This window comes from Nonomuraea turcica (assembly GCF_030718205.1).
Lineage (GTDB): Bacteria > Actinomycetota > Actinomycetes > Streptosporangiales > Streptosporangiaceae > Nonomuraea.
Genome location: NZ_JAUZQF010000006.1, coordinates 144440 through 166179 on the forward strand (window position 1 = coordinate 144440; position 21740 = coordinate 166179).

Here is a 21740-nt window from a genome sequence, read left to right on the forward strand (position 1 = left end):
ACCGGGGCGAGGACCCCGAGGGAGGACGTCTTCGTGCCCACTGTCCTGCTGCTGTCCACTTCGGACACCGACCTGCTCAGTGCCAAGGCCAGCGGTGCCGGATACCGGCTGGGCAACCCCGCCAGGCTGACCGCCGGCGATCTCCCCCTGGAGGGCGTCGACCTCGTCGTGGTCCGCCTGCTCGGTGGCCGGCGAGCCTGGGAGGAGGGCCTGGACGCGCTTGTGTCCGGTCCCCGCCCGGTCGTGGTGCTGGGCGGCGAGCAGGCGCCCGACGCCGAGCTGATGGAGCTGTCCACCGTGCCCGGCGGCGTGGTCGCCGAAGCACACGCCTATCTGGCGCACGGCGGCCCGCGCAACCTGGCCCAGCTGCACGCCTTCCTCTCCGACACCGTGCTGCTGACCGGCCACGGCTTCGCCCCGCCAGAGGCCGCGCCCTCCTGGGGCGTGCTGGAGCGCGAGTCCACCGGGACGGGTCCGGTGATCGGCGTCCTGTACTACCGGGCTCACCACATGGCGGGCAACACCGGCTTCGTCGAGGCGCTGTGCCTGGCCGTCGAGGAGGCGGGCGGGCGGGCGCTTCCCATCTTCTGCTCCTCTCTCCGTACGGCGGAGCTAGAGCTGCTGGAAACGCTGAGAGCGGCGGACGCCCTGGTCGTCACCGTGCTCGCGGCCGGCGGCTCCCGCCCGGCCACCGCGGGGGCGGGCGGGGACGACGAGGCCTGGGACGTGGGCGCGCTGGCCGATCTCGACGTGCCGATCCTCCAGGGGCTCTGCCTGACCACCAGCAGGCAGGCGTGGGCGGAGAACGACGACGGCCTGTCGCCCCTGGACGCCGCCTCCCAGGTGGCCATCCCCGAGTTCGACGGGCGCATCATCACCGTGCCGTTCTCGTTCAAGGAGATCGACGCCGACGGGCTGACCGTCTACGTGGCCGACCCCGAGCGGGCCGCCCGCGTGGCGGGCATCGCCGTACGGCATGGCCTGCTCCGGCACGTGCCGCCTGCCGAGCGGCGGCTGGTGATCATGCTTTCCGCCTATCCGACCAAGCACTCCCGGGTCGGCAACGCGGTCGGCCTGGACACGCCCGCCAGTGCCGTACGCCTGCTCAGGTGCCTGGCCGAGGCGGGCTATGACCTGGGAGAGGGCTTCCCCGGCGTGGCCGAGCAGGACGGCGACGCGCTCATCCACGCGCTCATCGCGGCGGGCGGGCAGGACCAGGACTGGCTGACCGAGGAGCACCTGGCGGGCAACCCGGTGCGCATCCCGGGACAGGCCTACACCGCTTGGTACCGCACGCTCCCCGCGGACCTGCGCGAGGAGATGGAGCGGCATTGGGGGCCGCCGCCGGGCGGGTTGTTCGTGCACGAGGGCGACATCGTCCTGGCCGCCCTGCGCGCCGGGAACCTCGTGGTCATGGTGCAGCCGCCGCGCGGCTTCGGCGAGAACCCGATCGCCATCTACCACGACCCCGACCTGCCGCCCAGTCACCACTACCTGGCCGCCTACCGGTGGCTGTCGGCTGAATTCAGCGCTCACGCGATGGTGCATGTGGGCAAGCACGGCAACCTGGAGTGGCTGCCGGGCAAGTCGGCGGGGATGTCGGCCTCGTGCGGCACCGACGCGGCGATCGGGGACCTGCCGCTGGTCTACCCGTTCCTGGTCAACGACCCGGGTGAGGGCACGCAGGCCAAGCGGCGGGCGCACGCGGTGCTGGTCGACCACCTGGTGCCGCCGATGGCCCGCGCCGAGACCTATGGCGACATTTCCAGGCTTGAGCAGCTGCTCGACGAGCACGCCACCATCGCCGCCATGGATCCGGCCAAGCTGCCCGCCATCCGCGCCCAGATCTGGACCCTGATCCAGGCCGCCCGGCTGGACCATGACCTCGGTTTGGCGGACCGGCCGCACGACAGCGAGTTCGACGACTTCCTGCTGCACGTGGACGGCTGGCTCTGCGAGGTCAAGGACGCGCAGATCCGCGACGGGCTGCACGTGCTCGGCCAGGCCCCCGAAGGACAGGTCCGGGTGGACCTGGTGCTGGCGATGCTCCGGGCCAGGCAGATGTGGGCGGGCAAGGAGACCCTGCCCGGCCTGCGCGAGGCACTCGGCCTGGCCGAAGACGGCACGGCGAGTCTGTCGGCCGTGGACCGGGCGGAGGCGACCGCGCGTGCGCTGGTCGAGGGCATGGAGGCGCGAAGCTGGGAGCCGTCCGCCGCGCCGGAGGTGGTGGCACACGCCGACGTGCCGGAATTATCCGGCGATCGACGTGACCTCGTCACCCGCATCCTGACCTTCGCCGCGACGGAGGTGGTGCCCAGGCTCCGCCGTACCACCGACGAGATCGACCACGTGCTGCACGCCCTCGACGGCGGCTACGTCCCCGCCGGGCCGAGCGGAAGCCCGCTGCGCGGCCTGATCAACGTGCTGCCGACCGGCCGCAACTTCTACTCGGTCGACCCGCGTGCGGTGCCCAGCCGCCTCGCCTGGGAGACCGGCCAGGCCATGGCCGACTCCCTGCTGCAGCGCTACCGCGCCGACCACGGTGAGTGGCCGCGCTCGGTGGGCCTGTCGGTCTGGGGCACCAGTGCCATGCGCACGGCGGGCGACGACGTGGCCGAGGTCCTCGCACTCCTCGGCATCCACCCGGAATGGGATGAGATGTCCAGGCGGGTGACGCGACTCGAGCCGATCCCCCTTGCCGAGCTCGGCCGCCCCCGCATCGACGTGACCGTCCGCATCAGCGGCTTCTTCCGCGACGCCTTCCCGCATGTGGTGGCCATGCTCGACGACGCGGTACGGCTGGCCGCTTCGCTGGAGGAGCCGGATGAGGACAACTACATCCGCGCCCACGTACGAGCCGACGGCAGCGAGCGCCGCATCTTCGGCTCGGCGCCGGGGGCCTACGGCGCCGGGCTGCTCCCGCTGATCGACAGCCGCACCTGGCGAGACGACGCCGACCTGGCCGAGGTCTACGCCGTCTGGGGCGGCTTCGCCTACGGCCGCGACCTGGAGGGCGTGCCCGCACGGCAGGACATGGAGAACGCCTACCGCCGGATCGCGGTCGCCGCCAAGAACGTCGACACCCGCGAGCACGACATCGCCGACTCCGACGACTACTTCCAGTACCACGGCGGCATGGTCGCCACCGTCCGGGCGCTGACCGGAAAGGCGCCCGCCGCCTACGTGGGCGACAGCACGCGCCCCGACGCGGTCCGCACCCGCACGCTCGCGGAGGAGACCTCCAGGATCTTCCGCGCCCGCGTGGTCAACCCGCAGTGGCTGGCCGCGATGCGCAGGCACGGCTACAAGGGCGCCTTCGAGCTGGCCGCGACCGTGGACTACCTGTTCGGCTACGACGCCACGACCGGGGTCATGGCGGACTGGATGTACGACAAGCTCACCGAGGCCTACGTGCTGGACCCGGAGAACCGGGAGTTCATGGCCACATCCAACCCATGGGCGCTGCACGGCATCGCCGAGCGGCTGCTGGAGGCGGCCGAGCGCGGCATGTGGGAGCACCCGGACGAGCAGACCCTGCGCGAGCTGCAGGAGGTCTATCTCAAGACCGAAGGCGATCTGGAGGATCGGTGACCGGACGACTGTACGGCGTGGGCCTGGGACCGGGCGATCCGGAACTGGTGACGGTCAAGACCGCCCGGCTGATCGGCGAGGCCGACGTGATCGCGTACCACGCTGCCAGGCACGGGCGCAGCATCGCCCGCTCGATCGCGCTGACGTACATGCGGGAGGGCCAGATCGAAGAGCTCCTGCAGTACCCGCTGACGGTCGAGACCACCGACCATCCGGGTGGGTACCAGGGCGCGCTGGACGACTTCTACGCCGAGTGCGCGCAGCGGCTGGCCGCCCACCTCGACGCGGGCCGGACGGTCGTCGTGCTCAGCGAGGGCGATCCGCTCTTCTACGGCTCTTACATGCACATGCACAAGCGGCTGGCCCACCGTTACCCGACGGAGGTGGTGCCCGGCGTGACCTCGGTGAGCGCGGCGGCCGCCGTGCTGGGGCGGCCCCTGGTGGAGCGCGAGGAGGTGCTGACCGTGCTGCCGGGCACGCTCCCGGGCGAGGTGTTGGCCGAGCGGCTGCGCGCGACCGACTCAGCGGCGGTGCTCAAGCTGGGCCGGACGTTCGAGAAGGTGCGCGACGCCTTCGCCGAGGCCGGGCGGCTGGAGGACGCCTGGTACGTGGAGCGCGCCACCATGGGCGCCGAACGGGTCGCGCCGCTCAAGGAGGTGGACCCGGACGGCGTGCCGTACTTCTCCCTGGCCCTGCTGGCCAGCCCGGCCGAGCGCACCTTCGTGCCGAAGGACGACGCAGAAGCACCCGGAGGTGGCGAGGTGGTCGTGTTGGGTCTGGGTCCCGCCGGGCGGCCCTGGCTGACTCCCGAGGCGCAGGACGCGCTCGCCGTGGCGACCGACATCGTGGGATACGGGCCGTACGTCGACCGGGTGGCCTCCAACCCTCGCCAGGAACGCCACCGCACCGACAACCGGGTCGAGGCCGAACGCGCCAGGCATGCCCTGGAGCTGGCGCGGCAGGGCAGGCGGGTGGCCGTGGTCTCGTCGGGCGATCCTGGGGTGTTCGCCATGGCGAGCGCGGTGCTGGAGGCCTCGGCGGACTACCCGGACGTCCCGGTGCGCGTGGTGCCGGGGCTGACCGCGGCCCAGGCGGTCGCCTCCCGGGTGGGTGCTCCCCTGGGCCACGACTACTGCGTGATCTCCCTGTCCGACCTGCTCAAGCCATGGGAGGTGGTGGCCGCCCGGCTCAGCGCCGCGGCTCGGGCCGACCTGGTGCTGGCGATCTACAACCCCGCTTCGCGCAGCCGTACCTGGCAGGTGGCCGCCGCACGTGACCTGCTCCTGGAGCACCGCCTTCCGGAGACGCCCGTGGTGATCGGGCGGGACGTCGGCGGGGCCGGCGAGTCCGTGACGGTGACGACGCTGGGCGAGCTCGACCCGGATCGGGTGGACATGCGCTGCCTGTTGATCGTCGGGTCGTCCACCACCCGCGCGACCCCGCAGGGCACGGTCTTCACGCCGCGCCGATATCCCTGAGCCGGTCGAGCGCGGCCGGGACCGTCTCGACATGGGTCACGCCTCCCGGCAGGGGCGGACGGTCAACCATGATCACCTTGAGGCCTCGCTCCCCGGCCGCGGCGAGCTTGGCCTTGGTCAGCTCGCCGCCGCTGTCCTTGGTGACCAGGACGGTCAGGCGGTGCTCGTCGATGAGGGCGAGCTCGCCCGCGGGGGTGTACGGCCCGCGGTCCAGGATGATGTGGACATTTCGCGGAATCGGCGGCTCCGGGGGATCCACCGATCTGGCGAGGAACCAGACGCCGGTCAGGCCAGCGAAGATCGACAGGCTCCGGCGGCCGGTGGTCAGGAACACCCGGTCACCGGCTGCCAGCTCGGCGGCGGCCGCCTCCAGGGAGGGCACCCGGAGCTCGCCCGGCGCCTGCGGCCAGCCGGGCCTGCGCAGCACCACCAGCGGAGTCCCGGTCAGCCGGGCCGCCTCGACCGCGGAAGCGGTCATGCGCGCCGCGAACGGATGGGTCGCGTCGATCAGCGCATCGGGACGTTCCTTCCGCACCCACGCGGCCAGCCCCTCCGGCCCGCCGAACCCGCCCTCGCGCACCTCTCCGGCCGGCAGCCTCGGATTGCGCACCCGCCCCGCCAGCGAGGAGGTCACGTGCACGCCCCGCTCGACCAGCTCCGCCGCCAGCGCTCTGGCCTCGGCGGTGCCGCCCAGGATCAGGACCCGTCGCACGATCTGTCCCTGGCCACGCTGTAGAGGTGGCTGTCGGGGAACTCCGACGCGGTCAGCACCCGCCCGACCACGATCACCGCGGTCCGTTTGATCCCGGCCTCGTGCACCTGCCCGGCGATGTCCGCCAGGGTGCCGCGCAGGATGCGCTCGTCGGTCCGGCTGGCGTACGCCACCACCGCCACCGGGCAGTCCGCGCCGTAGACCGGCAGCAACTCCGCCACCACGGAGTCGATCCGCTGGACCGCCAAATGCAGGACCATGGTCGCCCGGCCCGCGCCGAGGGTCGCCAGGTCCTCGCCCGGCGGCATCGGCGTGGCACGGGCGGAGGTCCTGGTGAGGATGACGCTCTGGCCGACGCCCGGCACGGTCAGCTCCCGCCGCAGCGAGGCCGCTGCCGCCGCGAACGCCGGGACTCCGGGCACGATCTCGTACGGCACGCCGAGCTCTTCCAGCCTGCGTACCTGCTCGGCTACGGCGCTGAAGATCGACGGATCCCCGGAGTGGAGCCGGGCGACATCCCGGCCGCCGGCGTGTGCCGTCGCGATCTCCGCCACGATCTGGTCCAGCGTGAGGTTGGCCGTGTCCACCAGCCGTGCCCCCGGGGGGCAGGCGTCGAGCAGGTCGCGGGGCACGAGCGAGCCCGCGTACAGGCAGACGGGCGCCGATTCCAGCAGGCGCAGGCCGCGCACGGTGATCAGGTCGGCGGCGCCGGGACCGGCACCGATGAAATAGACGGTCATCAGACCCCTTCCTCGGCCACGGTCATGCGTCACCTTCGTTGACCGCGGTCATGCGTCACCTTCCTTGACCACGCTCCACACCGTCACCGGCATCGCGGCCCGCCACCCGGTGAACCCGCCCACCGGGCTGGCCCGCTGCACCGCCAGGCGCACCAGGTCGCCGCCGAGGCGGCCGAACCACTGCGCGACCAGCGCCTCCGACTCCAAGGTGACCGCGTTGGCCACCAGCCGCCCGCCCGGCCGCAGCGCCGCCCAACAGGCCTCGAGCAGCCCCGGCACGGTCGCACCGCCACCGACGAAGACCGCGTCCGGCGTGGGCAGCCCGTCGAGAGCCTCCGGCGCACGGCCTGCCACGACGGCCAGCCCCGGGACGCCCAAGCTCTCGGCGTTGCGGCCGATCCGCTCGGCGCGGTCGGCACGACTCTCGATCGCCACCGCCCGGCAGGACGGGTGCGTACGCATCCACTCGATGGCGATGCTGCCCGCGCCCGCGCCGACGTCCCAGAGCAACTGGCCGGGCAGTGGCGCCAGGCGCGACAGGCTCACCGCGCGCACCTCGCGCTTGGTCAGCTGGCCGTCGTGCTCGAACGCCTCGTCGGGCAGGCCCGGCACCCTGGACAGCGGACTGCCGCTCGCCGAGCACTCGATGGCGATGATGCGCAGCGGCGAGTCCGGCTTGGCGGTCTCGGCGCCCAGGTCGGACAGGACCGTGACCCGGCTGCCCGCGTATCCGGAAATGTCCAGCAAATCGCTGACGGCGTCCGCCGAAGTCCCCAGAACCAACACCCGCCGCCCTGGAGCAAGCACGGCGCGCAGCGCCGCCAGCGGGCGCCCCACCGCGCTCACCACTTCGACCTGCTCGACCGGCCAGCCGAGCCGCGCGCACGCCAGCGAGACCGACGACACGTGCGGCATCACCCTGACCCGCTCGGCCCCCAGCAGCCGCACGAGGGTCGAGCCGATGCCGTAGAACAGGGGATCACCGCTGGCCAGCACGCAGACCGCCCGTCCGGCGAGCGAGTCCAGCAGCCCGGGGAGGTTGGGCAGCAGCGGCGACGGCAGCACGACCCGCTCAACGCTCGCCAAGGGCACCAGATCGAGCTGCCTGATACTGCCGACCAGGACGTCAGCCTGCTCGATCGCCTTGCGCGAGGCCGGAACCAGCCCGTCCCAGCCGTCCGCGCCGATGCCCACGACCGTGATCACACGTTCCCCAGCACGCGGGTGATGTGGATCTCCAGCACGACTCGCTCCGGGTTGGGCCGCGGCGGCTTGTACCTCTCGGCGTAACGCTGCTCGGCGTCGGCCACCTGCTCGGGCTCCCGCCGCACCACGGCCGCGCCCTCCAGGGTCGACCAGCGGCGGCCGTCGGCCTGACACAGCGCCACCCGCGCCTGCCCCGCCTCGATCAGCCGGGCCTTGCGCGAACCGCCAGAGGTGATCACCCGGGCGATCCCGGCACCCAGGTCCAGCGTCGCACCCACCGGCACCACGTGGGGCGTCCCGTCGGAACGGACGGTGGTCAGGGTGCACAGGTGCCGTTCCCGCCAAAACTCAGCGAAAGCCTCACCACGGCTGAAAAGGTTCACGGCACATCCTGGCACACTCATCTCCGTGAAACGGCTACTCGTCATCGGGATCGGCGCGGGCGACCCCGACCATCTGACCCTCCAGGGCGTCAAGGCCATCGCGGCCACCGACGTCTTCTTCCTCCTCGACAAGGGCCAGGAGAAGCAGGACCTGGTACGGCTGCGCCACCAGCTCATCGAGGAGCACGGGCGCCGGCCGTACCGGATCGTCGAGGCGCGCGACCCGGAACGGGACCGGACCACCCCGGCTTACGCCGAAGCGGTCGAGGACTGGCGGGAGCGCCGGGCCACGCTCTACCAGCAGATGATCGACGAGGCCCTCACCGACGGGCAGACGGGGGCGTTCCTGGTCTGGGGCGACCCCGGCGTCTACGACAGCACCCTGGCCATCCTGGAACGCCTGCCGGACTACGAGATCGACGTGATTCCGGGCATCAGCGCCATTGCCGCGCTCACCGCCCGCCACCGCACCAGCCTCACCCGGGTCGCCCGGCCCGTCCACCTCACGACCGGCCGTCGCCTCGTCGAGGAGGGTCCCACGGCGGACGACATGGTGATCATGCTGGACGCGCGGTGCGCCTTCGACGGGCTCGACGACTTCGACATCTACTGGGGCGCCTACCTAGGCACGCCGGACGAGATCCTGGTCGCCGGCCCGGTCGCGGAGGTGGGCGAGCGGATCAAGGAGCTGCGCGCCCAAGCCAGGACGCGCAAGGGCTGGATCATGGACACGTACCTGCTGCGACGGCGTTGAGCGCCGCAGGCGCACGGGTAGCCCCGCGAGGCCGGCGTCTCGCGGGGCTGCCGTTGTTCGTTGAGGTCAGCCGCAGGTGCGACTAGTTGCGGCCGCCCTTGCAGTACTGGCGCTCCCAGCGTCCGTTCCGGTAACACCAGTAGCACTTACCTCGCCACTCGCACCTCCGGGCTGTGCCGGAGGCCTGCGTGACCTGCTGGGCCGGTGCGCAGCGGCTTGCGTCGGAGGCCTGGGCGGCGCCGGTGGCGGTGCCGGAGATGAAGAGCGTGGATGCCGTCAGCGCGACGGCGAGAAGCAAACGCTTGAACATCAGAGATCACTCCCTGAAGTGAGACCGAATCTCGATGGATGGGATCGGATGATGAGCGTCGATTCCCGGGATACGCCGATACAGCGCTGAACATGATTCAGACTAATCGCAATGACGGGCGGAATCTCCCGGCCAGAAGTAAATACTCATTTCTGGCGCGGCATTACATGCACGTAATTATCCGCGCACCTCACGAAATACGGCGGCACGCCGCAGCGAGCCTCCGAGCGCGTATTCGCACCGCCGAGGGAGCCCTGGACAGCGCTTCCCCCGGCCTTTCAATGCGGTGCCATGGGGACGGCAAATTACAGGAAAGGGGATCAGCGGCCGCCGCGGGTGAGGAAGTCTCGCTCGGGGCCGTCGGGCGCCAGGTCCGCGGCGCGCTGGTAGGCGGTGGCGGCCTCGCGGTGACGGTCGAGGCGCCGGAGCAGGTCGGCGCGAGCGGCGTGGAAGGGGTAGTAGTGGTCGAGGTCGAGCTGGTCGATCAGGGCCAGGGCGATGGCGGGGCCGTGGACTTCGGCGATGGCGATGGCGCGGTTGAGTGCGACGACCGGAGTGGGCGCGAGGGCGTACAGGTGGTCGTACAGGGCGATGATCTGTGGCCAGTCGGTGTGGGCGGCGGTGGGGGCGTCGGCGTGCACGGCGTTGATGGCGGCCTGTAACTGGTAGAGTCCCGGCCGGTCATGCAGGAGGCAGCGGCGGACAATCGCCTGGCCCTCTGCGATCAGGGAGCGATCCCACTGCAGGCGGTCCTGGTCGCCGAGCAGGATCAGGGAGCCGTCGGGCCGGGTGCGTGCGGCGCGCCGCGATTCGATGAGCAGCAGCAGGGCCAGCAGGCCAGCGACCTCCGCCGCGCTGGGCATGAGCGCGGTGAGGAGGCGGGCCAGCCGGATCGCCTCGGCGCACAGGCCCCGCTCCTCCGGGCCGGACAGGCCGGTGGTGTAGATGAGGTAGATGACGGCCAGCACCGGGGGCAGGCGGCCGGGCAGCTCATGGTCGGCGGGAATCCGGTACGGGATGCTCGCGGCCTTGATCTTACGTTTGGCGCGGACCAGGCGCTGGGCCATGGCCAGCTCGGCGACCAGGAAGGACCGGGCGACCTCGTCGGTGGACAGGCCGCCGAGCAGTCGCAGCGTGAGCGCCACCTGCGCCTCGGCGGACAGGGCGGGGTGGCAGCAGGTGAAGATCAGCTTGAGCCGGTCGTCAGGCACCGGGTCCTGCTCCTCCGGTTCGCGGTCGGGCACCAGGATCGTCACGTCGCCCAGCAAGCGCCTTTCGCGGGTCTGGCGGCGCAGGCGGTCGATCGCGCGGTTGCGGGCGGTGACGGTGATCCAGCCGCCCGGGTTGGGCGGCAGTCCTTCGGCCGGCCACTTGATCAGGGCCACGGCGAACGCCTCCTGCACCGCGTCCTCAGCGACGTCGATGTCATCGAAGACGCCGATCAGGGTGGCCAGCGACCGGCCGTACTCCTCGCGGAAGATCCGGCCGATCGCGGCCTGTCCGATGGTCACTCCTGTGAGGTGCCGGCGAACGGACGTACCTCGATCGGCGTGTCGATGGCCGCGGTGACCTTCGAGGCCAAGGAGAGCGCGGCGTCGAGGTCGTCGGCCTGGATGATGTAGAAGCCGCCGAGGTGCTCTTTCGACTCGGTGAAGGGGCCGTCGGTGGTCAGGACCTGGCCATCGCTCACACGCACCACGGTGGCGGTGTCGGCGTCGTGCAGGCGGCCGGAGAACACCCACATCCCGGACGACTTCATCTCCTGCTCCACGACGCCGAGCCGCTCGTGGGACTGCCGCATCTCCTCCTCGGTCATCGGCTCACGGACCTGGCTCTCGGAGCTGTGCACGGACAGCATGTAGTGGGGCACGGCGGTGCTCCTCTCGTCAGCGGGGCGAGGTCTGTCCCGCCCCGTTCACCTGACTACGAACGGACGTGGCCGGAATCGACACCCACGCCCACGCTAGTTTGATGTCGCAGCCGTCTCATCGGTAGGCCAGGCGGCGCAACAGGATCTCCGCGGGACCCCTGTACCCAGCACGCCGCATGACCTCGGCGATGACCACCGACACCAGCCACGTCGCCGCGGCCACGCCCGTGGCGCCGGCAAGCCCCAGGTCGTCCTGCAGGTCGAGTCCGTACGGGTAGAAGACCCCGACGAACACGAGGGACTGGAAGAGGTACAAGCTCATCGAGCGCTGACCGAGCGCCTGAACGGCAGTGGCCAGACCGTTCGGTCGCCGGGTGACCGGGATCGCGATCAACCCGATGATCGCGGCCATGCCGATCCCGCCGAAGTATCCGGTGAGCGGCTGCGCGAGCGCCGCCGCCCACAAGGCGGCGCCCGACGGCTCGGCCCATACCCCGAGCTGGACAAGGCCGACAGGTACGGCGCCGATGACGGACACGGCAGTGGTGACGATCGCGGCGTTGACCAGGAAACGGCGATGCCGTGCGGGCTCGTCCAGCAGCCGCCGCCGCGCCGCCCACACTCCGAAGATCACGCCAGGAACAACCAGGATCACTCCGGCCACCAGGCCGAACGGCCAGGCCTGGAGTCGCTCGGCGAACAACTGCCATGGGCCCTTCATCCCGGCCGCGACACTGCCGGCAGCGATCGGGGAAAGGCCCTGCGACAGCGGATACCACATGGCGAACCCGACCATGGCGGTCGCCGGCACCAAGCTGAGCCCCGCCGTCCACAGCAGCGTCGAGTCCTTGGCCCGCAACAGGCCGACGAGCAGGACGGCGCTGATCCCGTACGCGGCCAGGATGTCGATGGGGACCAGCACCGCCATGTGGACGAACCCGATCAGGGCCAGCCACCATCCCCTGCGGTGCAGCAGCTTCCTGACGTCAACCCACGCGCTGCCCCGCCGCGTCCGCCGATCCAGCAGCTGGACCAGCGAGTAGCCGAACAGGAACGCGAACATCGGCCGGGCGTGGTTGCTGACGAAGAGATTGTGCAAGCCGTTCGTGAGGTCGTTGAGTACGGCAGGCCCGCGGTCGATGTCGACCACGAACAGCGGCGCGTGCGCGAAGGCTATGGCCAGCAGCATGAGACCGCGCGCCAGGTCCGGCGCGGGCACCCGCATCCCCGTATCCAGTGAGCCGTGCGGAGCAGCCGGCGCCAAACCTGACGTATTCATGTTCCAGCCCTTCCCCCTTGCCGCGGCCCCGGTGAACGCGGCATCGGCCTGCTGAGCACGAACGTAACGAGCCAGGACATCGACCCGGAATATGGCTGGACACAGAACAGGGGTGCACCTAAGTGCACCCCTGCCGACGAACCTCGGTCAGTCGCGCAGACCCGGCACGTCAATGACGATCACCTCGGTGTCGTCGGGCCGGCCCGGGATGCGTCCGTCGTTCCCGGGGAAGTTGTTGTCGTTGGCGACCACGATCCGGTCACCGTGCAGCGGCAGCACCGACTCGACCGACTGCAGCGGGAACGAGAACAGCGGCCCGACCCCGTACTCGCCCGGGCGGGCAGGCGTGGAGACGCCCTTCGGGTCGGCGATGCGCAGCAGGTCCACGGCGGTGCGGCGGGGCAGGGCACCGTCGGGCGCCGCGGCGTCGAGGTCGGTGACGACCAGACGCTTGATCCGGGCGCTCGGGCCCATGTCGTTGTCTCGCTCGATCAACAGCAGCCGCCGGTCGTCGAGTACCGCCGCGTCGCCGATGACCAGCGCCGGCTCGTCGACCCGGAAGGACCAGGTGCGGCCCGTGTACGCTCCGGCACGCACGTCGAACTCGTAGACCACCCGCCGGCGCTGGTCGGGGTCGTTGGTCTTCGCGCCCTCCAAGATCGGGTACAGGGTCCAGCCGTCCTCGCTCGCGGCCATGGCCTCGAACCCGCGGCTGGCCGGCAGGGTCGGGCTCTCGCCTTGGGCCAGATCGGGCGACTGGGGAGACTTTGTGCCGTCCGGCAGCGGGATCGGCGCTTGCAGGACCTTGCCGGTGCGGTCGGTGCGGACCAGGTACGGCCCGAACTCCTCGCCGATCCACAGGTCGCCGCGCGCGTCCCAGGCCAGCGACTCGATGTCGAAGTCGGCCCCGGTCAGCAGCCGGTCGGCGGTGTCCTGGTTGACGATCGGGAACGGCACCTTGCGATCCGGGTCGCGGAAGCTGATGTGGCTCCGGACGTCGATCTTGCCGCTGCGGTAGTCCGGCTCGATGACGTACGCGCGCAGCAGGAAGTCGGCCGAGTTGTTCTTCGCCCCGAATCCGTTGTCCGGCATGGCGAGCAGGCGGCTCGCGGAGCGGGAGCCCGGGGTCGCCGGGATCACCGCGGAGAAGCCGGGGATCGGCTGGCCCTGGAACGGCGGGGTGACCCCGTTGACGGTGGTAGGCGGCAGTTGCGTGCCCGACACGGGGCCGGGCTGGTAGGCGGTCGCCGACAGCAGCGCGCGGGCGGACAGGCGTGCCTCATCCGGCAGCCGGACGCTCAGCGCGTACATCCGGGTGGTCTGCACCGCGTTGTTGTTGTCGTCGGAGAGCAGGTAGAGCGTACGGCGACCACCGGGCAGCGGCCCGCCCAGCGCCATCCCCTCGATGTTGTCCAGCAGCGGGTTCGGCTGGGGCTGCTTGGCGCTCGCCCCGGACGGCGGGCAGTCGACGAGGTCGACCAGCAGCTGCTTGCCGAGCCAGGCGCGGGGGTCCGTCAGGGTGGCGAGCGACTCGACGCCGGAGACGTCCGGCACGCCGGTGGCGGAGACCCGGTACACCCGCACGGTGTTGCCCACGCCCGCGGTGAAACCGCGCTCCAGGGCGATCAGTTGGTCGTCGCCGAGCGCCACCAGCTCCACTAGCCCGAGACCGGCGTCGGTGCGGTAGGCGTACTGCGCGGCAGGGGTGTAGGCGTTGCCGGGTTTGCCCTCGTAGCGCAGGATCCGCTGCAGGCCCCGGCCGGCGGCGTCGCGGCCGTCGGTGGACAGCGGCCCTTCCATGCCGGCGTACAGCACGCGGCCGTCGGGCGTGCCGGCCAGGGCCTCGAAGGTCTGGTTGACCTGCGCCTGACCGGCCGGGGCGACCCGGAATCTGGCCGGTACGTCGAAGGAGGCCACCTCGCGACCGTCGGACAGCCGGAACCGCCGGATCGACGGCTCCGTCTCGGAGCTCGCCAGCACGGTGCCGCCGCCCCGCTCGGCCACGAGCCCTTCGCCGTCGAAGTCGGCGCCGGTGTACGGGGCGCCGTCCGGCCGCCGCAGTGTGGTCATGCCGCGTACCTCGGCCGAGAGTTTCCGCTGGCCGGAGGTGAGGGCGACGTCGTACAGGCGGGCGGGGGTGGTGCCGATGTTGTCCACGAGCGCCAGGGCTCTCGACGGGCGGGTCAGCGCCAGGGCGGACAGCCCGGCGACGGCCGTGCCCTGGAACGTGGTCTTGTCCAAGCTGTCGGTGAAGCCGAGCAGGGACACGTCGGCCGAACAGCGGGCGCCTGCGGAATGGCTCGAGGCCGCCGCGCCTGCTGGGGGAACGGCCACACTGAGCATCGCCATGGCCGCTGCGGCCGCGATGGCCAGCGCGGGCCGCCGTGTGCTGCGCACAAGTGCCTCCGGGAGGGTCGTCGTGCGGGTGACGCCCACCCGCACGCGCTGATCGAAGTACCCGCAGCTCGCCAGCGCAGAACCGGACATAGAACACATCGTGAACGGAAGTTGTATCTGTGCCGATCAGACACCATGTCCGCCTGCCTGCAAGACGCGTCCGATGAGTCGACGCGGCAGGCGGGATCTATCAGGGTGGACGGCCGCGCCGCGGCCCGCACCAGGAGAGACCCATGGATCCCCATACCGCCGTCGAGTCCTACTACCACGCGTGGCAGCACCGAGCAGGAGAGATGAGCGAGGTTCCGCTCGCCGACTCCTTCTCCTTCATCGGACCCGTCGCCTCCTTCACCGACAGCGCGAGCTATCGCGCCATGGCTCGCCAGGCAGGCGCCGCAGTACGCGACTTTCGCGTACGCCACCAGTTCACCGACGGAGACCTGGTCTGCTCCATCATCGACTGGGAGATGGACCCTCTGCCCGGCACGCTGACCGCCGCCGAGCTGCTGCGCGTACACGACGGCCGGATCGTCTCCGGCGAGCTGATCTACGACGCCGAAGACCTGCGGCGCGTGATGGCGGGGCCGCCCGCCGTCACGGGCTTGCTGGAGCGCAGCCACGCCCTGGTCGGCCACCTGCTGGGCCAGATCGGCGAGCAGGACTGGGCGGCGGCGAGCCCGTGCGAGAAATGGACCGTCCGGCAGACGGCCAACCACCTCGCAGGCGGCCTGCTGCTGCTCGCCCGTGTCGCCGAACGCGACCAGGTGGATCCGGCCGAGTTCGACGCCCAACGCCAAGCCGACACCGATCACCTCGGGGCCGATCCGGCAGCCGCCTTCGCCGCGGTCACCGACCGCTCGATGGCCGCCTTCACCGCGCCCGGCGCGCTGGAACGCGAGTACGCGTTCATGGGCGACACAGTGCCCGGCGCGGCTCTGGCCTCGATCAGCCTCATCGAATCGCTGGTCCACGGCTGGGACATCGCCACCGGCGCCCACCTGCCTTACCGCGCGGACGACGACGCCGTGCAAGCGGTGTGGGAGCTCGCCACTACCAGCCCGATCGTGACCGAGCACCGCAGCGGCCGGTTCGCCGACCCGCTGCCCGTCCTGCCCACGGCCCCCCTGGCCGTTCGGCTCCTCGCCCACCTGGGCCGGCACACCCAGCCCTGACGTTCAGGCCCGCCCGCCGGTGCCACCGCGACCGGCGGGCGGGAACGACCCGCGCGCTCAGCCCAGGATGCGTTTGATCAGCGGCGCGGCGGAACGTTCGACGAGGCGGTGCACGGCGTAGGCGGCTGCGGCCATGGTGGCCAGGAGTGCGGCCAGCAGCACGTACTTGTCGAGGGTCGCGCCGACGCGGTTGATCAGGATGAAGCCGATGTGGGCGTGCAGGAGGTAGAGCGGATAGGTGAGCGTGCCGGCCGTGGCCAGCCATGGCCGGCCCAGGCGACGGGTGACGCCGAGTGCGATCATGGTCGTGATCGCGAACAGTGCGATCACCACCGTGATGACGACCACGTGGTCGTAGGCGACCCCGTAGCGTCGTCCGACGGCGTCGGCGTAGCCGAGGGCGCGGTAGATCGCGTTTCCCGCGCAGAGGGTCAGCAGCAGGCCGATGGGCCAGGTGAACCCTCGGTCACGGGCGAGGAAGAGCGCCATGCCCGCGATGAAGTAATGCGAGAACTCCGACTGCACGACCAGATCGGCCACGCGGGGCAGCAGCCCAGCCTCCACCAGCGCCGTCAGCGCCAGCCAGCCCCACAGCACGGCCATCACCCTCGACCTGGTGATGCCGATCCAGGTCAGGGCCAGGATGAGGACGTAGAAGCGCATCTCGGCCCACAGCGTCCAGTAGACGACGTCGACGTTGGGCACGTCCGCCACGGCCTGGAACATCGTCAGGTTCGCCAGGACCTGCCCTGCCGAGATCGGGAAGAGGTCACGGCCGAGCGTGACCGTGACGAGGGCGGTGACCGCGATGGCGAGCCAGTAGGCCGGATAGAGCCTTGCCACGCGGGACACCACGAACCGGCGCGGGGTCGCGCCCCAGGCGCTCATGAGCACGACGAACCCACTGATCATGAAGAACAGGTCGACACCCAGGTAGCCGTAGCGGGTCCACGAGCCCATCTCGGGGTAGGCCACCGTCGTGGTGCCGTCGGCCCAGCCCGAGAACGTGTAGTGGAACAGGACCACGCTGACGGCCGCCACCAACCGAAGGGCGTCGAGCTTGTGAATTCTCGCCGGTGCCGCCCGCGGCGAGAGCACGGGGCCACGCAGCGACCGGGTTCTGGTGTCCGAGGGTCGCATGGCGGCCACCCTCCGCCCATCGACTGTCCACTTCCCAGGCCGACGGCTGCCCGCTTTCTGCTCATTTCTGGCCCCGAAGCAGACCGTAAAGCGCGTAATTCTTGTGGAATTCCACGCTTTACGGCGTAAGTACCGTTAAACCCTGGAGCGCCGTTTCGTTGTGAACTGTGAGTAAATGCACTCACTTTTCTGGCGGTTTGGGGAAATGGCAAAGTCGCCCGAGGCTAACGTTGAGGTCATGTCGTCAGGGACGCGAAAGAGCTCCGGGCTGCTGGGGCGGCATCTGCAAGTCGCACGGGAAGCCGCTTTCGTCGGGCGAGAGGAGGAGCTGACCACCTTCAGCTCCACGCTGTACGGCGGGGGCCCCAGCGTGTTGTGGGTGCACGGTCCAGGGGGCATCGGCAAGTCGACGTTGTTGAGGCGCTTCGCGCAGGAGGCCACGGCGGCCGGGCGGCCGGTTGCGCTGCTGGACGGGCGCACCCTGGAGCCGTCACCCGAGGCGTTCGAGGCGGAGGCCGGATCGCTGCCGCACGATGAGCGCGCGGTGTTGCTGATCGACGCCTTCGAACGCATCGAGGGGCTGGAGGGCTGGCTGCGCGAGAGGTTCCTCCCCCGCGCGCGGGTCGGAGTCCTGACGGTCGTGGCCAGCCGGACCCCTCCGGACCTGGCCTGGTGCACCGACCCCGGCTGGGCGCAGGCGTTGGAGGTGATGCCGCTGCGCGAGCTCGCGCCCACCGACGCCCGGGCCTTGCTGGACATCCGCGGGGTGGCTGTCGACCTGCACGAGCCACTGCTCGCGTTCGCCGGCGGCCATCCGCTGGCGTTGTCCCTGGGCGCGGCGGTGGCGGCCAAGGACCAGCACGCCAGCAGCCGGTGGAAGCCGCACCAGGATGTCGTCGCGACGCTGCTCGACCAGTTGGTGGGCGAGGTCCCCTCCGCCGCGCACCGGCACGCGCTGGAAGCGTGCGCGCACACGTACATGACCACCGAGGACCTGCTGCGCGCGGTTCTGCCCGGCGATGTCGCCCCGCTGTTCACCTGGCTGCGGCGGCTGCCGTTCGTCGAATCCACCGCGCTCGGCCTGTATCCGCACGATGTGGTCCGCGAGGTGCTCGAGGCGGATCTCCGCTGGCGCGATCCGCAGGGGTACGCGGCCATGCACCAGCTGATCCACGCCCACCTGGCGGAAAGACTGCGTACCGCGGCCGATCCTGACGTGCTGGCCGCCGTCGGGTCCCTTTTCTTCCTGCATCGCCACGACGGGATGACCTCCGACTTCCACACCTGGCGCGGGCAGGGCGTGGTGCAGGAAGAGCCGTTCCGCGCGGGGGACGTCGACATCCTGGTACGGCTGGCGCGGACCACCGAGAACGAGGATTCGGCGGCCAATGCCGCCTTCTGGGCCGAACGGCGTCCCCATGCCTTCCGCCTCTACCGCCTCACCGAGACCGGCGAACCGGTCGCGTTCAGCGCGTGGCTGCGCCTGGAGGAGCCGGACGAGCAGGAGCTCGCCGCCGATCCGATCGCGGCCGCGGCCTGGGCCCACTCGCGCACCACCGCTCCGCTGCGCTCGGGCGAGCACCTGGCCATCGGCCGTTTCTGGGTGCTTCCCGGGCACAGCGGCAACTCGCCCGTGATGGACCTGATCCAGTGGCGATTGATCGGCTCCTGCCTGCGGGCCGAGCGCATGGCCTGGTCCTATGTCGCGATCCGCGATCCCGAGCCCATGTGCCGTTCTTGCCTGCGGCAGTTCGACATGCACGAGACCTCGGAACGAGCGCGGCTGGGCGACGGCGCGTACGGCCTGTTCATCCACGACTGGCGTGCGGTGCCCGCTCAGACCTGGCTGGAACGCCTGAGCCGGCCGCTGACCTCGCCGGAGCCCGCCAGCACGCAGCCAGCAGGGTTCGCCGTGCTCTCCTATGCAGAGTTCGCCGAGGCCGTCCGCGCCGCGCTGCGGCACCTCGGCCGGCCGAGTGCGCTGGCCGCCGGCCCGCTCGCCCGCAGCAGGATCGTCACCGAACACCCCGGCTCAGATCCCGCCACAGCACTGCGCGAGCTGCTGGAACAGGCCATCGCCGCGCTCGGCGAAGATCCTCGCGCGCACAAGCCCCACCGCGCCCTGACCGTCACATTCCTCCGCGGCGCGCCTACCCAGGAGATCGCCGCCGAGCGCCTCGGCCTGCCCTTCACCACCTACCGCCGCCATCTGACCACCGGGATCGAACGGATCTGCGCGGACCTGTGGCACCGCGAGCTCTACGGCTCCTAGCCGCCCGGTGGACAGTGCTGCCAGAAAGTGGACAGCATCTGGTCTGGTGAACGGGCAGTTCCCGGAGCGAGTGTGGATGGTATGACCATGAACGCCGAAGGCCCGTGCCGATTGACACGATGACCTCGCTGAACGACGGCCCGGCAAGCCGGGCTCTGGCGGAAGCGGCCCCGCCTCATGCTGAAAAGGCCGTCTTCGAGGCGATGCTCTCCGGGTGGGCTCGGCAGCAGAGCCAGAGCGGGCTCTTCCAGCCCTCGACGATCCGTTTCCGCCAGCAGATCGTGCGCCGCTTCGCCGCATTCGCCGGCGCTTATCCCTGGCAGTGGTCCGCCGCTGACGTCGATCGCTGGACGACCCATCTGACCACCGCACTGCGGCGGGCCGAGTCGACGATCCGCAGCTACCAGGCGGCGTTGCGGCTCTTCTGCGACTACGTCGGCGCGCCGGAGTACGGGTGGCCGGCGGAGTGTGCGGCACGCTTCGACACCTACCCGGAACAGGTCTGCCACGACTGGAACACCGCCTCTCACCTGGTCGACTACGAAGGCAGCCCCGGGCGGCGGCCGATGACCCGCGAGGAGGTCCAGGCCTTGCTCGACCACGCCGACGCCCAGTTCGACCTCGCCATGCGGGAGGGCCGGAAAGGGGCACTCACCGCGTATCGGGACGCCACCGTGTTCAAGGTGATCTACGCCTGGGGACTGCGTTGCTCTGAGGCTTCCGCACTGGACCTCGAGGACTTCTGTCCCCATCCGGACGCGCCCGAGTTCGGGCGCTTCGGCATGTTGCGCGTACGGTCCGGCCGGCGGGTCCGGGGGGCGTCGCAGTCGCATCGGATGGTGGTGAGCGTGATGCCGTGGGCCGTCGAGGCCGTGGCCGACTATGTGACCAACATCCGCCCTCGTTACCGATGCGCGGACCGTCCGGCGTTGTGGCCGACCGAGCGGGGCGGGCGGTTGCGGGCCAGGGAGATCGAGACCCGCTTCGCCGCCTATCGGGACGATCTCGGATTCGATCGGGGGATGACGCCGCACTGCCTGCGTCGCGCGTACATGACCCATCTGATCGAGGGCGGCACACCGCTCAGGTTCGTTCAGGAGCAGGTCGGGCACGGCTTCGCCGCCACCACCGCGATCCGCACCCGGTCATGGGGAAATCCGTGACCGCCGCGGTGGCGACGATCGAGAAGGACGTGGGGGCAGCCGGCACCGCGAGCATGCGGCGTCGGCTGCCGAGCGGAAGGGGACTTCGGTGGGCGGCGCCGATCGGTCAGACGTCGCCGCGTTTGATCCTGTCGAGCAGGTGGCGGTAGACGGAGGCCGATATCACGAGCGGCTGGAGACTGACGTCCTTGGAGTCCCTGATGGCAACGTCGCCGCTGTCGAGCAAGCGGACTTCGAGGCAGTTGCCGTTATGGTTACAGAAGCTGGAGCGCTTCCACCGATGTTCCATGCGAGGAGCGTAGTGGACAACGGCTCAAGAATTTACCAATCGCCGGATAACTTCTCGTGAGGCGGCCGGTGAAAGCGCATAACCGGCGAGCAGCTCAAACATTTTCTCAAAGAGAATTGAGCGCTGCTCATCCAGCAGAAACTGGCTGGTTACGTTATGGTCAATGTAGACCAAACACTGCTCCAGCCGATCACTCTTATCCAGATTCAGCAAGGTAAAGGACTCTTCGACGATGCCGTGAGGATGCGCCAAGGGTACGACCTGGAGCGTAACGTTCGGCAGATCAGAAAAGTCCACCAGCCTGCTCATTTGTTCGGACATGATAGCGGGGCTACCGACCGTCCGCAACAACACGGATTCGTCCAGAATTATCCATATTTGAGAGGATTCTGGCGGCAAAAAGCGTTTTTGGCGATTCATCCGAATGGAGAGACGCTCCTCGACCTGACGTGGCGTAAGCGTCGGATCGACCTCGCGCCAACTCGTGATGAGGTGCCGCGCATATGCCTCCGTCTGGGCGATGCCGGGCACGACGTTGATCTCCCATTGCCGAATGGACTCGGCCACCGCTTCCACGTCCAAGAACGAGAGGAACTCCCGGGTCGCCGCGGGCCACGCGCGCCAGGAGTGCGGCGTCTGGGTCTGCCCGGCGAGCGCGAGAAGACGTTTACGTTGGACAGGCGTGGCATCGTAGAGGTCGAGCAGGAGTCGGATGTCCTCTTCTGAGACGCTGATCCGGGCGTTCTCGATCCGGCTGATCTTGGAGGGCGACCAGCCCAGACGATCTTTGATGTCGTCACCCGTGAGGGAAGCTCGCTCTCTCAGGTAGCGAAGCTCTCGCGCCAGGATGCGACGTTGCACAGTGGGAGGAGATACATCACTCACGGTATATATCCCAAATGTCTCTGATGCCCTGCTCTTGCCTTGATCACTCCTGCCATTGAGCCATAGAAGTAAGGCTGCATGCAAGATTGCATGCAGCCT

Annotated in this window: 18 protein-coding genes; 6 read left to right on the top strand and 12 right to left on the bottom strand. The window is 70.2% G+C overall.

The features are described 5' to 3' along the window. Positions 1-33 precede the first annotated feature (33 nt). On the top strand, positions 34-3591 hold the full coding sequence (gene cobN, locus Q9G87_RS17440; RefSeq protein WP_305917416.1) for a cobaltochelatase subunit CobN: 3558 nt from the start codon (positions 34-36) through the stop codon (positions 3589-3591). Continuing rightward, positions 3588-5069: a precorrin-3B C(17)-methyltransferase gene (cobJ, locus tag Q9G87_RS17445; protein WP_305917417.1), complete on the top strand. Its 1482-nt coding sequence runs from the start codon at positions 3588-3590 to the stop codon at positions 5067-5069. Before cobN ends, cobJ begins: the two co-directional genes overlap by 4 nt. Here the strand turns inward: cobJ and Q9G87_RS17450 are convergent. The 4 genes from Q9G87_RS17450 to Q9G87_RS17465 are packed head-to-tail and all read right to left on the bottom strand — an operon-like array spanning position 5047 to position 8110. Further along, entirely contained in the window at positions 5047-5781 is a 735-nt protein-coding gene (locus Q9G87_RS17450) for a cobalt-precorrin-6A reductase (protein WP_305917418.1), read from the bottom strand. The genes cobJ and Q9G87_RS17450 overlap by 23 nt on opposite strands. Continuing rightward, positions 5766-6521, bottom strand: coding sequence for a precorrin-4 C(11)-methyltransferase (cobM, locus tag Q9G87_RS17455; RefSeq protein WP_305917419.1), 756 nt, complete (start codon positions 6519-6521; stop codon positions 5766-5768). Before cobM ends, Q9G87_RS17450 begins: the two co-directional genes overlap by 16 nt. 48 nt (positions 6522-6569) lie before the next feature. Continuing rightward, a complete protein-coding gene (gene cbiE / locus Q9G87_RS17460; protein ID WP_305917420.1) occupies positions 6570-7727 on the bottom strand; it encodes a precorrin-6y C5,15-methyltransferase (decarboxylating) subunit CbiE in 1158 nt (385 codons plus the stop codon). Continuing rightward, on the bottom strand, positions 7724-8110 hold the full coding sequence (locus Q9G87_RS17465; RefSeq protein ID WP_305917421.1) for a pyridoxamine 5'-phosphate oxidase family protein: 387 nt from the start codon (positions 8108-8110) through the stop codon (positions 7724-7726). The genes cbiE and Q9G87_RS17465 overlap by 4 nt, the downstream gene beginning before the upstream one ends. 25 nt (positions 8111-8135) lie before the next feature. Between Q9G87_RS17465 and cobF the strand changes: the two genes are divergently transcribed. Beyond that, positions 8136-8864, top strand: coding sequence for a precorrin-6A synthase (deacetylating) (cobF, locus tag Q9G87_RS17470; RefSeq protein ID WP_305917422.1), 729 nt, complete (start codon positions 8136-8138; stop codon positions 8862-8864). Positions 8865-8946: 82 nt separating this feature from the next. Here cobF and Q9G87_RS17475 read toward each other — a convergent pair whose 3' ends face one another. From Q9G87_RS17475 to Q9G87_RS17495, 5 genes are all read right to left on the bottom strand, one after another. After that, positions 8947-9174, bottom strand: coding sequence for a hypothetical protein (locus tag Q9G87_RS17475; RefSeq protein WP_305917423.1), 228 nt, complete (start codon positions 9172-9174; stop codon positions 8947-8949). Between the two features lie 320 nt (positions 9175-9494). Then, positions 9495-10685 (bottom strand): RNA polymerase sigma factor, encoded by a 1191-nt coding sequence (locus Q9G87_RS17480; RefSeq protein ID WP_305917424.1) that lies wholly within the window; start codon positions 10683-10685, stop codon positions 9495-9497. Next, positions 10682-11044 carry a YciI family protein gene (locus Q9G87_RS17485; RefSeq protein WP_305917425.1) on the bottom strand — a complete coding sequence of 121 codons (363 nt, stop codon included), beginning with the start codon at positions 11042-11044 and terminating at the stop codon, positions 10682-10684. Before Q9G87_RS17485 ends, Q9G87_RS17480 begins: the two co-directional genes overlap by 4 nt. A 115-nt stretch (positions 11045-11159) precedes the next feature. Then, positions 11160-12269, bottom strand: a complete 1110-nt coding sequence (locus Q9G87_RS17490) for a DUF418 domain-containing protein (protein ID WP_305917426.1) — start codon at positions 12267-12269, stop codon at positions 11160-11162. A 201-nt stretch (positions 12270-12470) separates the two neighbouring features. Next, positions 12471-14810, bottom strand: a complete 2340-nt coding sequence (locus Q9G87_RS17495; RefSeq protein WP_305917427.1) for an esterase-like activity of phytase family protein — start codon at positions 14808-14810, stop codon at positions 12471-12473. A gap of 143 nt (positions 14811-14953) precedes the next feature. Between Q9G87_RS17495 and Q9G87_RS17500 the strand changes: the two genes are divergently transcribed. Beyond that, complete coding sequence (locus tag Q9G87_RS17500; RefSeq protein ID WP_305917428.1) at positions 14954-15892, top strand: TIGR03086 family metal-binding protein; 939 nt, start codon at positions 14954-14956, stop codon at positions 15890-15892. A gap of 57 nt (positions 15893-15949) precedes the next feature. Here Q9G87_RS17500 and Q9G87_RS17505 read toward each other — a convergent pair whose 3' ends face one another. After that, complete coding sequence (locus Q9G87_RS17505) at positions 15950-17032, bottom strand: acyltransferase family protein (protein ID WP_305917429.1); 1083 nt, start codon at positions 17030-17032, stop codon at positions 15950-15952. 238 nt (positions 17033-17270) lie between these two features. On the opposite strand from Q9G87_RS17505, the gene Q9G87_RS17510 reads away from it, so the two are divergent. Both Q9G87_RS17510 and Q9G87_RS17515 read left to right on the top strand, forming a co-directional pair. Beyond that, a complete protein-coding gene (locus tag Q9G87_RS17510) occupies positions 17271-19304 on the top strand; it encodes an ATP-binding protein (protein ID WP_305917430.1) in 2034 nt (677 codons plus the stop codon). Positions 19305-19423: 119 nt separating this feature from the next. Further along, a complete protein-coding gene (locus Q9G87_RS17515; RefSeq protein WP_305917431.1) occupies positions 19424-20467 on the top strand; it encodes a tyrosine-type recombinase/integrase in 1044 nt (347 codons plus the stop codon). Between the two features lie 106 nt (positions 20468-20573). Here Q9G87_RS17515 and Q9G87_RS17520 read toward each other — a convergent pair whose 3' ends face one another. Then, positions 20574-20756, bottom strand: a complete 183-nt coding sequence (locus tag Q9G87_RS17520) for a DUF397 domain-containing protein (RefSeq protein ID WP_305917432.1) — start codon at positions 20754-20756, stop codon at positions 20574-20576. Between the two features lie 24 nt (positions 20757-20780). Then, positions 20781-21617, bottom strand: coding sequence for a helix-turn-helix domain-containing protein (locus Q9G87_RS17525; RefSeq protein ID WP_305917433.1), 837 nt, complete (start codon positions 21615-21617; stop codon positions 20781-20783). Positions 21618-21740: the final 123 nt, after the last annotated feature.